Raw genomic sequence first — 14,853 nt, 5'->3', positions numbered from 1 at the left:
AACAGGAGCTTCAATGGAGATCTCACGACGGGCGTTTCTGGCTGTCGGCGCGCTGAGCAGCGCCGCGATGTGCACTTGGAACCCGGGCGGACCGGCGACAGCGCACGCGGCATCGCAGTTGAACACGACCGCGGATGCGGTGGACGTCGAAGCACGTGCGGCAGCCCTCTCACCACCGATCTTTCTGCTGGAGACGAAGGTCCCCCGTCAGTTCACCAGCACTGATCCACTGCAGATCAGCGCGGAGCGGGCGAAGGTGGGAACGCGGAGTCTGCGTTGGGAGCACGCGGCGCGAGGCACCCTCACCATCAAGGAGCCTCTCCGCTTCCAGCCGAGCGAGTACTCTCCAGGGACCGACCAGGCCCTGATGGGCACGGTCGCGACCTTCGCGGTATGGATCTACAACGACGTGCCGACATCCGCCCCACTCCGTATCGAGTTCGGGCGCGGCGCGAACACGGATGCCTGGTTCGACTTCGGTCTGGACTTCAGCGGCTGGCGGACCTGCTGGGTGCGGCTGGGTTACGACACCGAGGGCGAAGCGCACCCTGGTATGAACCGCGTGCGCTTCGTGGCTCCGGATCGACCCGGCACGCTCTACATCGACCAGGTCGTGCTCAACACGCAGATGCGTCCCGATCACCACACCCCCGACGCCCAGGTGCCGTTCGTGCAACCCGAGGTCGTCGACGCCGACAACCGCCATTGGCTGGATCTGCTGCGCTTCCGGCAGGAGCTCGAGTCGACTCGACTCCCCGCCGCCGATGGTCAACAAGATGTCGAGACGGTGCGCGGCGCCCTCCTTCGCCGAGCCACCGTCGCCGCAGATATCACCAGCCCCGGACTCCAGAAGGCAACCGCGGACGTCGAGGCGCTCGGCGTCCCCTTCCGCGATGCCGGTGACGTCGCTGGCGTCGGATCGTTCATCAACGGCTACCAGTCCGCGATCTGGCCGGCATCGATCCGCGACGATGTGCTCGCGCTCGCATCCGGCGTCACGCTGCGCGCCGTCGGGCAGCGGATGCGCGCTCTCGCGTCCGCTTCGGCCAAGGCCCGCGCAGCCGACGCACCGACGGCCGCCGCGTTCGACGAGCTCTATCTGCGGATGTTCGTGCATCTCGAGGACCAGGGCTTCGCCGCCGGCAGCGCGCAGGGCACGATCCACCACATCGGCTATCAGTACCGGGAGATGGCGGACTCCTTCCTCGTCGCCCGAGACGTTCTCATCGACCACGGGCTGTGGGACCGCGCGTGGGCGAACCTGTCGTGGTTCGCGGGGCTCGGTCGGATCACCCACGATTTCCGTGATCCGGCGGATTTCGGAGGCGTGGTCGACATACAGAACACCCTGGTCGGCGTCATGGCGATCTGTGCCGTCACTGCCGATTCGGACGACCAGCAGGCACGCACCCTCGCGGCCGTCACGCGCTGGGTCGAAGGGTCGCTGACGGACTCACCCGGGGTCGAAGGCGGCATCAAGCCCGATGGGACGATCTTCCATCACATGGGCCCCTATCCCGACTACGGTCGTGACGCACTCGGCGGCTTGACACCCATCGTCGCGCTCCTGCACGGCACGGCGTTCGGGTTGGCCGCCCCGGCCCGTCGCGCGCTCCGACGCGCCCTTCTCACAATGCGTCTGTATGCGAACACGATGCAGTGGCCGCTGTCTCTCGCCGGACGGCATCCCACTGGCGTCACCGGCATGAGCATCGGCCCGTTCCAGCAGCTCGCGGCGATCTCGTTCCCTGGGGAGGACGGTGACTACGACCGCGAGATCGGCGCCGCCTACCTGCGATTGCTTCCCCCCAATGCCAGTGCTGCACAGCGCTCCCTCGCCGCGGATCTGCGTGAAGCCGGCATCACCGCGGAGCCGGCGCCCTCAGGGCACCGCGCGCTCGGCTACGCCGCCTGCGGCCTCCATCGTCGCGATGAATGGCTCGTGACCCTGCGTGGCCACAACCGCTACCTCTGGTCGGCGGAGATCTACGAGGGCGCGAACATGTATGGGCGCTACCTGACATACGGCTCAGTCGAAGTGCAGTCGCAGCGGGACGATGCCGGTCAGATCACGCACGCAGCCAATGGCTTCGTGCAGCCGGGCTGGGATTGGAACCGCATTCCCGGAGCGACCACGCGCCACCTTCCGTGGGCAGAGCTGCGAGCCGACCTGACGGGTACGATCGAGCAGATGCCGCTGACGAAGTCGGCGTTCGGCGGTGCGGGGTCCTGGAAGGGAACGCACGGCGTCTTCGGGATGCATCTCATCGAGCATCCGAAGTTCGATCCGACGCACACCGCGAAGATCTCCCGGTTCAGCTTCGATGACATCGTCATCTGCCTGGGCAGCGACATCGGCAACTCGGACTCGTCACACGAGACCGAGACGACCCTGTACCAGGTGGCCGTGTCACCGGCGGACGCGGACGGCTCGGACGGCATCGCCGACCTGGCCGCCGGAACGGGCATCACGGATCCCCACGGCAACGGCTTCTACGTCGCTGGCGACCAACGGCTGCGACGCATCAGGGCCGTGCAGTCGGGCCCCGATCAGACCGATGCCCAGACAGCGGAGGCGCCGTACGCCACGGCTGTCCTCGCGCACGGCACGGCGCCGCGCGATGGCGGCTACGAGTACGCACTCGTCGTGGGAGTCGGCGCGCAGGGCATCGCCGAGTTCACCACGGCGATGAGCGGAGACCGGGCGCCGTACGCCGTGATGCGGAAGGACTCCTCCGCGCACGTCGTGAGTCACCGCGCATCGGGAGTCACCGGCGCGGCGTGCTTCGATTCCGTGGACGACCTCGACGAAGCGGTGAGATCCGTCGACGGTCCCGCATTGCTGATGTGGGCCACCGTCGGGCCTCAACTGGCCCTGTCCGTCACGGATCCCGACCTGCACCTGTACACAGGCGAGGACGCCGATCAGTACGACGCCGACGGCGTGTATGTCGGCGACAAGACCAGCTTCTCGCGACCATGGCGGCGAAGCCCCAGTGCGCCGTCGTGGCGGACGATCGTGCTCGCCGGCGCTTGGACCTGCGATGCGGCCGACGTCGAGGTTTCGTCAGGGTCGGGGACGACGACCCTTCGGGTGCAGTGCCGAGACGCCGCGACGAGGGATCTGATACTGAACCCGGCGTAGACGACGGGCGGCTTCGACACTTCGAGTGTCGAAGCCGCCCGTGGGCAGTCCGGTCCTGCGGTGCCGCCCCGCTGCTAGCGGGAGACGATGAGGGGTGCAGCGTGCATGGCCCTGCCGTCACGCATGGGGGTGCGGATGTGCGCGTCGCTGCAGGCGGATGCCCGCGAGGTTCACCCCGTCGGCGTCCCACTTGTCGTCGACGACGCGCAGCCCCTGAAGGCTGATCCGCTGAGCGCCCGGTTCGATGACGGTGAAGGTTCCCAGCGCACTGCAGACCCGCTCCCAGAACACGAGAACGTCATCGGGTTCGCGGGCATCATCGGATAGCGCGAACTCGATCACGGCGTCTCCCGCGTGAAGCACGCCCCGCTGCCGGTCAGCCCACCACTGCGGGTCATGGCTGAACGAGGTCTCCCGAGTGACGGCGACGACGTCGTACTCTCCCGCGTCGGCGATCCGCACGTCCCAGTGGAGCCCGCCCTGATCATCGCGGTGCGCGCTCGCCGTGCTGAGCAGCACCGAGGGGCTCTGTCCAGCCTGCTGAATGCCCTCTGCCATCTCCGGCGGGGCACTGAATGCGACCTCGACCGTCGCGGGCAGATCACCCGTGGTGGGCGGGACGTCGATCGCCAGCTCGGTGCCGACCCCTGAATCGCGCAGCCCGTGGGGCAGTGACGCCCCGGTCGCGAGGTCACGAACGAATTCCGGCGAGGACAGCAGCCCCGGGATCACGAGAGTTCTCGCCTCGGAGGCGTAGGAGTGCACGTACAGCGCATCGTCCGTCGCGGTCAGATCCGCGGACTCGAGATCACTCTGCAGCGGCGAGGGCCGCACCCCTCGGATGCCGGGAGCCGCCCGGCGCATCCACTCGCCGACGCCGGCGAGCTGCTCACGCGTGGTCTCCGGGAATGCGCCGAGCCCGTCGGGGCCGATGTTGAGCAGCGTGTTCCCCCCTCGTGCCGCGACGTGCGCGATCGTCCTGCACAGCTGCGCGGTCGACTTCCACCTGCCGGGATGCGTGGAGTATCCCCAGGTCTCGTTGGTCGTGATCGCCAGCTCCCACGGCGTGCGCGGTGGGACGTTGTCGACGTAGTTGTCGTTCATCGAGGTGAAGTCCGCCTCGACAGGGCCCAGGCGGCTGTTCATCACGGCGCCGGGCTGCAGCTCGCGCACCGCTGACAGGGCTTCCCGCGCATTCTCGGCGGTCATTCCCGCGGCCATGTCGAACCAGACGGATGCCAGGTCGCCGTATCCGGTGAGCAGTTCGCGCAGCTGCGGCATGGCTTTGCCGGCCCAGTAGCGGTCGAACGACCGCTCCCTGGTGGGGCGGTCCCATTCGTTCGCCCGCGGTCCGGTGGCGTCGAGGTCGTCCCAGTCGATCATCTGGGAGTAGTAGACGCCCAGTCCGATGCCCTGATCGCGGCACGCCTCCGCGAGCTCCATCAGCACGTCGCGCCGGAACGGCGTCGCGTCGACGATGTTGAAGTCGCTGGCCCGCGAACGATACATCGCGAATCCATCGTGGTGCTTCGCGGTGAACACGAGGTAGCGTGCCCCGGCGTCGACGAACCGTGACACCCAATCGCGCGCGTCGAAGGACGTCGGGTCGAACTGCGCCGCAAGGGCGCGATACTCGTCGGCGGGGATGCGCGCACGGTACCGGATCCACTCGCTGAGACCCTCGATCTGCTCACCTCGCCATTCGCCGCCGAGGATCGCAGAGGGTCCCCAGTGCACGAATGCACCAAGAGCGGCACGGCGCCACGCGAGCGTCCGCTGATGCGATCCGCTGGAGACATGGACCGGCGCGACGTCTTCGGTCACCATGCCGACATCACTTCCCCATGCCCAGGGTCAGCCCCTCGGTGAGGCGGCGGCCAAGCCAGAGATAGATCGCGAGCATGGGCAGCACCACGATGCACAGACCGGCGAAGAGCCCGCCCCAGTCCGCACCCGAGTACGTCTGCTGTTGGATGAAGGCGATCAGCGCGACCGGCAGTGTGTACGTCTCAGTCGACTGCAGCAGGGTCAGCGCGAGCAGTGTCTCGTTCCAGTGCGCGATCAGCTGCAGGACGAAGGCGGTGAGGATGCCGCCCTTCGCGAGCGGAAGGGTGATCCGCCAGAAAGTTCCCGCCGCCGAGGCGCCGTCCAGCGCAGCTGCTTCCTCGATCTCGGTGGGCAGAGACCGGAAGAACGCCGTCAGCAGGAAGACCGTGAACGGCATCGAGACGCCGATGTAGACGAGGTTCAGCCCGATCAGACTGTCGGTCAGATAGATGCGGTCGAGCATCACGAACAGCGGGATGAGGATCACCTGCGCCGGGATGCCGAGGCCGAGCACGAAGTACATCGTGAGCGACTGTGTGAACCGGTTCTCGACCCGCCCGAGGTAGTAGGCGGCCGGCGCTGCGATCACCACTGTCAAAGCGGAGGAGATGAGCGTGGTCGCGGTGCTGTTCAGGGTCGCGGTCGCGAAGTCACCCGCTGTCCACGCGGTGACGAAGTTGACGGGATCCAGCGAGGTGGGCAGCCCCCACGGGTCGGCCAGAATCGAGCGGGTGTCGCGGAAGGCCTGGATGACCATCCACACCATCCACGCGACATTGAGCACGACGAACGCCCACAGCAGGATCAGTCCGACGGTGCGAAGGACGCTGCGTTCCTGACCGATGGCGGCGCGTCGGCGGCGGGGCCTGCCGGCTACGAGAAGTTCAGTGGTCATGGTGATCCTCAGAACTCGACGGCTTCCCGCTTCATCACACGACGAAGCAGGAAGACCAGGACGGACACGAGAAGAAGCGACAGCACGGCCGAGGCGGTGGCGGCCCCGTAGGCGGGTATCGACTGACCGGAGAAGGCGGTCACGTAGGTGAACACAGCCGTCGTCCACGCGTCGGTCGGGGGCATGCCCGCTCCTCCGGCTCCGCCGAAGACCCAGATGATCTCGAAGATCTTCACGGACGAGATGGTCCACAGCACCGCGCACGTCCCGAAGACATCCCAGGTCAGAGGAAGAATGACGTGGCGCAGCCGCTGGTACGCGTTCGCGCCGGCGAGCGCGCAGTCCTCGTAGTAGTACTGCGGGATGCGATCCACGCCCGCCATGAGGATGGTGGTGTAGTAGCCCGTGGTCACCCAGGTCATCATGACCATGACCAGCGGGAAGATGTTCTGCTGCGCCAGCCATGGCGGCGGATCGGTCACGCCGAGCCATCCCAGCGTCACGTTGACGATTCCGCCGGGATTGAGGATGAATCCGGCGAGCACGCCGAAGATCATCGAGTTGACCAGGTGCGGGAAGAAGATCACCGAGCGGGCGACCTTCTTGCCCCACATGTCGCGCAGCACGAGCGTCAGGGCGAAGGCGATGATGAAGATCGCAGCCCCGACGACGAACAGCAGGATGAGCGTGTTCCCGAAGGACTTCATGAACAGGCTGTCATTGAACAGCCGGACGTAGTTCTGCAGCCCGACGAACGTCATGTCGTCGCCACCGGACCACTTGGTGAAGCTGATCCAGATTGCGTACGCCGTCGGTGCGACGAACAGGATCGTGTAGAACGCCAGCGCAGGTCCGACGAACGGCAGGAACAGCTTCTTCCGCTCGCGGGTGATCGAATCCCCCCGCGAGACGAGCTCGGGCCGGCGGCCCGGCCGCCCCGAAGGGGCGGCCGGGCGCTGCAGAACCGCAGTCACGAGTTGTTCTCCCAGTATTCGATCTGGCCCGTCTTCATCTCCTGGACGAACTGCTCCGGGGTCGTCTTGCCGAGGAACAGCCGATCGGATGCCGGCCAGAAAAGCTTCTCGTTGTAGCCGGAGAACGCGATGCCGTCATTCTGCTGGTAGAGCTCGTCCGCCTCGGCGAGTGCCTTCTGAACCGTCGCCAGCTCCGGGGACACGTCGATCCCGTCGCGGATCGGCAGCACCTTGGCATCCGTCGCGAGCGCCTGCTGGTAGTCGGCACCGAGGAGGTGCGCGGCGAACTGCTGTGCGGCGGCCGAGCCGTCGGCCTTCTTCGGCACCGCGAAGCCCACGAAGTCGGACCGTGCGTAGTTCTCACCGGTCAGGCTCGGGTACGGGAACGAGGCGTATTCGAAGCCGTCGGCGGCGTACGTCGCCGTCTCCGTGGGAATCCAGCTGCCGTTGAACAGCAGAGCGGCGCCGTTGTCCGCCCAGAGCTGCTGCTGCGCCGGCCACTTGCTGGCGTCGTACCCGGGAGCGAGGTAGCCGCCGTCCACGAGCTGCGCGACAGTCTTGGCCGCCTCCAGCGCCTCGGGCGACTCCCAGGCCTCACCGGTCTCATCGGCCGCCATGTCGCGCATCGCACCGACACCGGCGATGCGGACGATCGCGGAGCTGTACCAGTACGCGTTGTAGCCGGGGATGTCACCGTCCGCGGCGATCGGCGTGACGCCCTCGGCCTTGAACTGCTCGAGCGTGGCGATGAAGTCATCCCAGGTGGCCGGCGGCGTCTCGGCCAGCTCGGGATGCGCGGCGGCGTTGAACCAGATCGCATCCGACGAGAGCGAATAGGGCAGCATCCACGGCTCGCCGTCGTCGAGGTACAGGCCCTTGACTCCCAGGTACTGGCTCGGGATGACGTCATTGACAGCCGCATCGCCAGCATCCGCCTTGAATGCGTCGGTCAGCGGCGCCGCCTGTCCTGCTTCGGCCAGGATGGGCGCAAGGTTCGCGTACGATCCGTCGATCAGGTCGGGCACTTTGCGCGAGTTCAGCGTGGCGACGACCTTCTTGACGTTGTCCCGGCCCATCCACTCGACGTCGACCTCGATGCCGGTTTCCTTCTCGAAATCGGCGATCGCCTCTGCGAGCACCTTCTGCTGCGCCTCACCCTCCTTCCACATCGACCAGTACGTGAACGAGTCCCCTGCGCTGGCTTTGTCATCGCCTGCGGCAGTTGCGCACCCGGTCGCACTGAGTGCGAGCACGCTGATGAGGGCGACTGCTGTGAGCCTTCGGATATTCGCCATCGGATTTCCTTCCGTCTGAGAGAGGCGCCATCGCCTATGGTGCTCGACTCTCAGCCCCATCGAAGTGAGTATTCAAGGGGTATTTCCAAATCACTGACGAAGTGAGTGAGCTTCACCATCCTAGGGACGGCAATCGAGGCGTTCCGTCGAGAGGAGCAATCCGAAAATACGTCTTTATTCCTCTCTTCTCAGGCATCAGAATCGTAGAAAGTCGACGGAGGATGGGCATGGCAGGCAAACGTGGTGCAGCGGTGCGCGATGCGGAGACCCGCGGGCTGAAGTTCGAGATCCTCGCCGACCAGCTTCGTCGCGGCATCCTCGCAGGCACCTGGACGGCCGGACAGAAGCTGCCGACCGAGCAGGAGCTCTCCAAGGAGACCGGCCTGTCGCTGACGACCGTTCGACGGGCCTTCGACGAACTCGTCGCCGAGCGCATCGTCGTGCGTCGGCAGGGCGCCGGCAGCTTCGTCGCACAATTGCGCCCCCGCGAGGAACGAGTGCGCCGGCGCATCGGCGTGCTGCTCCCTGACACCCAGCTCTACTATCCGCGGGTGCTGCAGGGGATCGATGAGGCGCTCTCGGCCGCAGGTGCTTCGCTGCAGCTCGCCACCTACCGCTACGACCCCGACCGGGAGGACGATGCCATCGGGTCGCTCCTGGACACCGGCGTCGATGGGCTTCTGCTCGCTCCGACGTTCACCGGAATCGATGACCCGCTGGCACGCGCCCACGCGCTCATGGCGCTTCCGGTGCCGGTGGTGCTCGTCGAACGCAGCTTGCACGACATCGGACCTGCGGACACCACCGAGCACGTCTGCTCGGACCACGCCGCCGGCGCGTACGACGCGGTCGCGCATCTCGCGCGCCTCGGCCACACCCGCATCGCCCTGCTGACCCGTTCGCGCACGGTCACCGAGTACGGTGTCGCACACGGTTATCGACGGGCGATCGCCGATCTCGGCCTCGTCCCCGGACTGCAGTTCTCGCAGCCGAAGTCCGCGTGGGAGGCGGACTCCGCGGAGTCCGCGTTTCATGCGCTGCGCGACTTCGAACCCACCGCAGCGCTCGTGTTCGGCGATCGCGAGGCGGCGATGCTCGAGGGAGCGGCTCGGCGCAGTGGCATCCGTGTTCCCGATGACGTCGCCCTGGTCTCGTACGACGACGAGGTCGCCGACCTCGCCGAGGTGCCGCTGACAGCCGTCGCCCCGCCGAAGTACCGGATCGGACGCATGGCGGCCGATGTCATGCTGCGTCGTCTCATCGAGGGCGACGAGTGCCCTCTGCATCAGATCAGGCTGCGACCGCGGATCGTCGTGCGTCGTTCCTGCGGCGCGGCCGATCGGCACGAAGGCCATTGACTGCCATTGAAGACACCGGATCCCATCGAAGAGGAGAGCACGTGCGCATCGGATTGATCGGAGCGGGGGCCGTCGCGCCGTTCCACGTCGCAGCAGCCGCGGAGCTGGACGGGATGGAGCTCACCGCCGTCTGCGACATCGATGAGCAGACCGGGCGTCGAGCAGCATCCGGCACCGGTGCCGCGGTCTTCGACGATCACCGTCGGATGCTCGACGCCGGTGTCGTGGATGCCGTCATCGTGAATACTCCGCATTCGCTGCATCTGCCGATCACCGAAGATGCGGCCACTGCGGGCGTGCACGTCATGGTGGAGAAGCCCATGGCGACCACCGTCGCGGACTGCGACCGCATGATCGCGGCATGCGACGCAGCCGGCGTGACACTGACCGTCGGGCATATCCAGCACTACATGCCGGAGAAGGTCGCAGCCGAGCGCATCATCGCCTCGGGCGAACTCGGCGCCGTGCGGATGATCCGCGACAACCGCAGCACCGACTACCGACCCGGAACTCGGTCACCGTGGTTCTTCTCCCCCGAGATCGCAGGCGGCGGAGCGCTGATCAACATCGGTGGGCATTGCCTGGATCGTTCGCTGTGGCTCGGCGGGGGGCGGGCCGTGGAGATGCTGGCGAGCACCGTGAATCGGTTCGGCTCGCCGGTTGAGACGGATGGCGCCATCCTGCTGCGCCTCGACAACGGCGTGGGTGTGAGCATCGCGGTCGTCAGCGACCCGGCGACCCGGGCCGACACCATGGCGATCGTCTGCGACGACGGCGTCATCGAGGTGGATCCGCGACGCGGCACGATCGTTCAGATCGACGGGCGCTCGCGCGTGGTGCACGAAAGCGCGCCGGGAGACATCCAGCGTGCGTTCACGGCGCAGCTCGCCGACTTCGCCGCGGTGATCGGCGGCGCGGATCCGACCGTATCGGTGGCGCATGCCCGGCATGTCGTCGAGCTCGTGCTCGCCGCCTACCGGTCCTCCGCCGAAGGGTCTGCGCTGTCGCTGCTGCCGCAGGGGATCGTGGCGTGACGCAGCCACAGCCGCAGCGCAACCTGATCGTCATCATGAGCGACGACCAGGGCCCGTGGGCGCTGGGCGCGGCCGGCAACCACGAGATCCGGACCCCTGTGCTCGATGATCTGGCTCGTCGCGGCACGCGCCTGGATCGCTTCTTCTGCGCGTCTCCGGTGTGCTCGCCCGCACGTGCCAGCCTGCTGACCGGGCAGATCCCCTCGTCGCACGGCGTGCACGACTATCTCGATGGCGCTCATGTGGGTAGCGGGAGTCGAGATCATCTCGGCGACCTGCCCACGCTGACCGACGCATTGGCGGATGCCGGGTATCGGTTGGGACTGTCAGGCAAGTGGCATCTCGGAGCCAACGACGTGCCACGCCCCGGATTCGTGCACTGGTACGCGCTGGAAGGCGGCGGCAGCCCCTACCAGGACGCCGTCATGTACCGCGACGGCACTGCGGAGCACGTCACCGGCTACCTGACCGACGTCATCGCCGACGATGCGATCTCGTTCATCGATGCCGAGCACGAGCGCGCGGAGCCCTTCTTCCTCGCGGTGAACTTCACGGCCCCTCACAAGCCGTTCGCCGGCCAGCACCCCGACGAGTTCACCGATCTCTACCGCGACTGCGCCTTCGACACGTGCCCGCAGGAGGACCCCCATCCGTGGCTGCAGACCCTCGACGGCGCCCCGATCGGCGGTGAAGCCGACACGCGTGAAGCACTGATCGGCTACTTCGCCGCCGTGACGGCGATGGACGCCGCCATCGGCCGAGTGCTCGATCGGCTGCGCGCACACGGAGTCGAGGAGGACACCGTCGTGGTGTTCCTCAGCGACAACGGTTTCAGCTGCGGACAGCACGGATTCTGGGGCAAGGGCAACGGCACGTTCCCGATGAACATGTACGACGAGTCGGTGATGGTGCCGTTCATCGTCGCCGCGCCCGATCTGGTGCCCAGCGGCCGAGTCTGCGATGAACTGCTCAGCGCATACGATCTTCCCGCCACGCTGCTCGATCTGCTCGGCCTCGACCCCGCGGGTTTCGAGACCGGCCCCGGCCGCAGCTTCGCGTCGAAGCTGCGCGGCGAGAGCTCGGCGGATGAGCGTCCGATTGTCGTTCACAGCGAATACGGCCCCGCACGCATGATCCGCACGCGCGACCGGAAGTACGTGCATCGCTCCCCCTACGGTCCGCATGAGCTGTACGACCTCGTCGAGGATCCGCGCGAGCGCCGCAACATCGTCGACGATCCGGACCGAGTGGATGAGGTGGCTCGGCTGCGACGGATGCTGCACGACTGGTTCGCCGAACACGCCCGCCCGGAGGCCGATGGAGCGGCGCTTCCAGTGAAAGGCTCAGGGCAGACCCGTCCGCTGGACGGCGATCCGCTCGGCGCCTTCGGCCCGCCCGCCTGGGATGGCGCCGCCGCCACCCTGATGCCCTGATCCCGGAGACACCATGCCCCTCCCGAACATCCTGCTGATCATCTCGGATGACCACGGCTACGCCGATCGCTCCGCCCAGGGCACAGCGGGCGTGCACACGCCGACGCTGGACCGACTCGCCGCCGAAGGCGCCACCTGCAGCGACGCTTACGTCACCGCGCCCATCTGCTCGCCCTCCCGCTCGGGGCTGATCACCGGGCAGTATCAGCAGCGCTGGGGCGGCCTGTGGTTCGACTCCTCCCACATCGGCGCTGCTCCGACGGTCCCCGAGCAGCTGCGGGACGCCGGGTACGCGACCGGCTACTTCGGAAAGGTGCATTACGGAGACGAGACGGTCGCCGACCGCGGTGCCCCGCCGCATCACGGCTTCGACGAGTCGTTCTACGGGCTCGCCGGGCAGTCGATGGGGCGTCTGCACTACCTGCATCACACCGAGAGCGCCGTCGCCGAATACGGCGAGGCTGCGCACCCGATGGGCGTGCAGCCGTTCTACTCCGGCGAGGAGACGTCCGAGTTCGACGGCTTCACCACCGACGAGATCGCGGACAGGGCGATCGACTTCATCCAGCGGCAGCCGGATGTTCAGCCCTACTTCGCGATGGTCGCGTTCAACGCCGTGCACAACTTCGCCTGGCAGCTGCCCGAGGCCGAGCGCGAGGCGAGGGGTCTGCCGACCTTCGAGGACTGGCATCCTGGCGCCTCCGAGTACGTCGACTGGTACGACGGGGCGATCAGCCCCAACCTCCCGAACGGCCGCGCGTACTACCTCGCGCAGCTGGAGCTCATGGACCGGGCGATCGGTCGGGTACTGGATGCACTCGACGCTTCCGGCGCAGCATCCGACACGATCGTCGTCTACCTCACCGACAACGGCGGATCGCAGTGCAACTACGGGGACAACGGCGATCTCCGCGGCACGAAGTACACGCTGTGGGAGGGCGGCATCCGCGTTCCGTTTCTCATTCGCTGGCCCGGCGTCACCACGCCCGGCAGCACGGTGGGTGAGCCGATCAGCGCCCTCGATCTGGCGGCGACGTTCCGCGCCGCCGCCGAGGCGGCGCCGGGTGCGGATGCCGACGGCATCGACCTGCGCCCTGTACTGACTGGCGACGCGATGACGGATGCCACGAGCAGCCCGACTGACGAGGGAGCGCATCCCCCGCGCGAACTGCACTGGGATTGCGGTTGGCAGTGGGCTGTGCGTCGCGGCGACTGGAAGCTGTTATCGGTGGACGGTGGTTCCGAGACCGCCCGCTATGTGCGCGATCTCGAGCACACCACGACCGGCGACGGACTGTTCCTGAGCAATCTGGCATCCGATCGTGGCGAGCGCGAAAACCTGCTCGACGCGCACGGCGACGTTGTGCACGAGCTGCGGCGCGCCCACGAGCACTGGCGCACCGAAGTGGGACTGCCCCCGCTGCGTCAGCCGGCGACGCCCACGGCGTAGCGCGCGGCGAGCGCTGCGCGCCCTTCCCAACGGTCGCATGCTGAGCCGAGGGCGTCGTCGAGTGCCAGGGCGTACACCGCGGTGTCGTCGCGATCCGGCGCGCTGCGACGTTCGTACGGGTCGGCGACCAGGTCGAAGAACTGCACGTCGAGTCCTTCAGCCGGCACCCAGGTCGCGACGAACTTGCCGCGCGGTGTGCGAAGACCGCGGGCACTGCTCGGGTCGGATCGCGATGCATGGCGCAGGTAGATGGTGGCATCGTCGAACGCGTCCGTGGATGCCGGGGCGGCATGCCCTCTCAGCGCAGCCGACCTGTCCCGTCCCACGACGCGGGCGTCGGAGGCGCACACGCCCGCCAACCCCAGGATCGTCGGCGCGAAGTCGAGCGAGTCGACGACCACCTCGGCACGGCCGGGGGGCACGAGTCCCGGGGCGTGCACGATCAGCGGCAGCCGCATCGACTCCTCGAACGGAACGTTCTTGTAGATCAGGCCATGACTGCCCAGTTGCATGCCGTGGTCCGATGTGAAGAGGATCACCGTCGGACGAGTCGTCCTCATCATCGAAACGGCAGCGACCACGCGACCGACCTGCTCATCGACTCCCGCGATCGCGGCGAAATAGTCTCGGGCGATCGCCGCCGCCTCAGCCGCAGCCTCAGTGCCGTGGGCCACGTTGGGCCGGTTCAGCAACTCGCGCTCATCGAGGTCGGCGCAGTGGATGCGGTACCGGTCGGGCACCTGATCGAATGGCTGGTGCGGCGGGTTCAGTGACAGCATGAGCGCGAACGGGGCGTCCCGTTCACGCTCCACGAACTCGATGGCGACATCGGTCTCGTGCTCGGCCGACCAGCGGTCGACGTCGATGCGCTCGTCGCGACCGGCGTGCGTGCTCCAGTAGTGCGGGGCGAGGTGACGATCGGCCGCACCGTAGGAATACCAGAAGTCGAACCCGAAGCGCCGATTCGGGGGCGACCAGGCGTCCCAGACCTTGCCGTCTTCGCGGCGCCCCTCGCCGAACCGCTCGTCATCAACGGTCGGTGGCTCCAGGTGCCACTTGCCGATGTACCCGGTCTGCCAGCCGTGATCGCGCAAGGTGCTCGCCCAGGTCGGCAGGCCGTCGCGCAGCCCGACGCCATCCTGCGCGGTCTCGGAGTTGACGTTCAACCCGACCCCATTGACGTCGGGGCGCATGCCAGTGAGGAACATCGCACGATGCGGGCTGCACACCGGATACGAGCTGACCGCCTGCGTCACCAGGCATCCGGTCCTAGCGAGGTCGTCCAGATGCGGTGTGCGCACCGGGTCCTCACCGAGTATCCCTAGGGAGGAGGCACGATACTGATCGGCCATGATGACGACGATGTTCGGTCGATGGGGCATACGGCCTCCGGTCTGCTGCCGCCTGTTGCGGGTCAGGACCCAGTCAAGGCGCTCAGGACG

The 14,853-nt window shown here is 67.3% G+C and carries 10 protein-coding genes; 5 read left to right on the top strand and 5 right to left on the bottom strand.

The window, feature by feature from the left end; all coding sequences use genetic code 11:
- The first annotated feature begins 13 nt into the window (after positions 1 to 13).
- Entirely contained in the window at positions 14 to 3,145 is a 3,132-nt protein-coding gene (locus tag MNR00_RS02150; RefSeq protein ID WP_241927536.1) for a chondroitinase family polysaccharide lyase, read from the top strand.
- A 117-nt stretch (positions 3,146 to 3,262) separates the two neighbouring features.
- On the opposite strand, the gene MNR00_RS02145 is transcribed toward MNR00_RS02150, so the two are convergent.
- The 4 genes from MNR00_RS02145 to MNR00_RS02130 are packed head-to-tail and all read right to left on the bottom strand — an operon-like array spanning position 3,263 to position 8,136.
- A complete protein-coding gene (locus tag MNR00_RS02145) occupies positions 3,263 to 4,972 on the bottom strand; it encodes an alpha-L-fucosidase (RefSeq protein WP_241927535.1) in 1,710 nt (569 codons plus the stop codon).
- 7 nt (positions 4,973 to 4,979) lie between these two features.
- Positions 4,980 to 5,867 (bottom strand): carbohydrate ABC transporter permease, encoded by an 888-nt coding sequence (locus MNR00_RS02140; RefSeq protein WP_241927534.1) that lies wholly within the window; start codon positions 5,865 to 5,867, stop codon positions 4,980 to 4,982.
- 8 nt (positions 5,868 to 5,875) lie between these two features.
- Positions 5,876 to 6,841 carry a sugar ABC transporter permease gene (locus tag MNR00_RS02135; RefSeq protein ID WP_241927533.1) on the bottom strand — a complete coding sequence of 322 codons (966 nt, stop codon included), beginning with the start codon at positions 6,839 to 6,841 and terminating at the stop codon, positions 5,876 to 5,878.
- On the bottom strand, positions 6,838 to 8,136 hold the full coding sequence (locus tag MNR00_RS02130) for an extracellular solute-binding protein (RefSeq protein WP_241927532.1): 1,299 nt from the start codon (positions 8,134 to 8,136) through the stop codon (positions 6,838 to 6,840). Before MNR00_RS02130 ends, MNR00_RS02135 begins: the two co-directional genes overlap by 4 nt.
- Positions 8,137 to 8,363: 227 nt before the next feature.
- On the opposite strand from MNR00_RS02130, the gene MNR00_RS02125 reads away from it, so the two are divergent.
- Genes MNR00_RS02125 through MNR00_RS02110 form a run of 4 tightly spaced genes read left to right on the top strand, consistent with a single transcriptional unit; the run spans position 8,364 to position 13,411 of the window.
- Positions 8,364 to 9,494: a substrate-binding domain-containing protein gene (locus MNR00_RS02125; RefSeq protein ID WP_241927531.1), complete on the top strand. Its 1,131-nt coding sequence runs from the start codon at positions 8,364 to 8,366 to the stop codon at positions 9,492 to 9,494.
- A gap of 41 nt (positions 9,495 to 9,535) precedes the next feature.
- Entirely contained in the window at positions 9,536 to 10,528 is a 993-nt protein-coding gene (locus tag MNR00_RS02120) for a Gfo/Idh/MocA family oxidoreductase (protein ID WP_241927530.1), read from the top strand.
- Positions 10,525 to 11,961 (top strand): sulfatase-like hydrolase/transferase, encoded by a 1,437-nt coding sequence (locus tag MNR00_RS02115; protein ID WP_241927529.1) that lies wholly within the window; start codon positions 10,525 to 10,527, stop codon positions 11,959 to 11,961. Before MNR00_RS02120 ends, MNR00_RS02115 begins: the two co-directional genes overlap by 4 nt.
- Before the next feature lie 13 nt (positions 11,962 to 11,974).
- Complete coding sequence (locus MNR00_RS02110; protein ID WP_241927528.1) at positions 11,975 to 13,411, top strand: sulfatase-like hydrolase/transferase; 1,437 nt, start codon at positions 11,975 to 11,977, stop codon at positions 13,409 to 13,411.
- Here MNR00_RS02110 and MNR00_RS02105 read toward each other — a convergent pair.
- Entirely contained in the window at positions 13,387 to 14,763 is a 1,377-nt protein-coding gene (locus MNR00_RS02105; RefSeq protein ID WP_241927527.1) for a sulfatase, read from the bottom strand. The two genes, MNR00_RS02110 and MNR00_RS02105, sit on opposite strands and share 25 nt — an antisense overlap.
- Between the last annotated feature and the right edge of the window lie 90 nt (positions 14,764 to 14,853).

This window comes from Microbacterium sp. H1-D42 (assembly GCF_022637555.1).
Classification (GTDB): domain Bacteria; phylum Actinomycetota; class Actinomycetes; order Actinomycetales; family Microbacteriaceae; genus Microbacterium.
The sequence above is the reverse complement of the archived record's forward strand: the minus strand, read 5'-3'. Positions and strand labels throughout refer to the sequence as shown.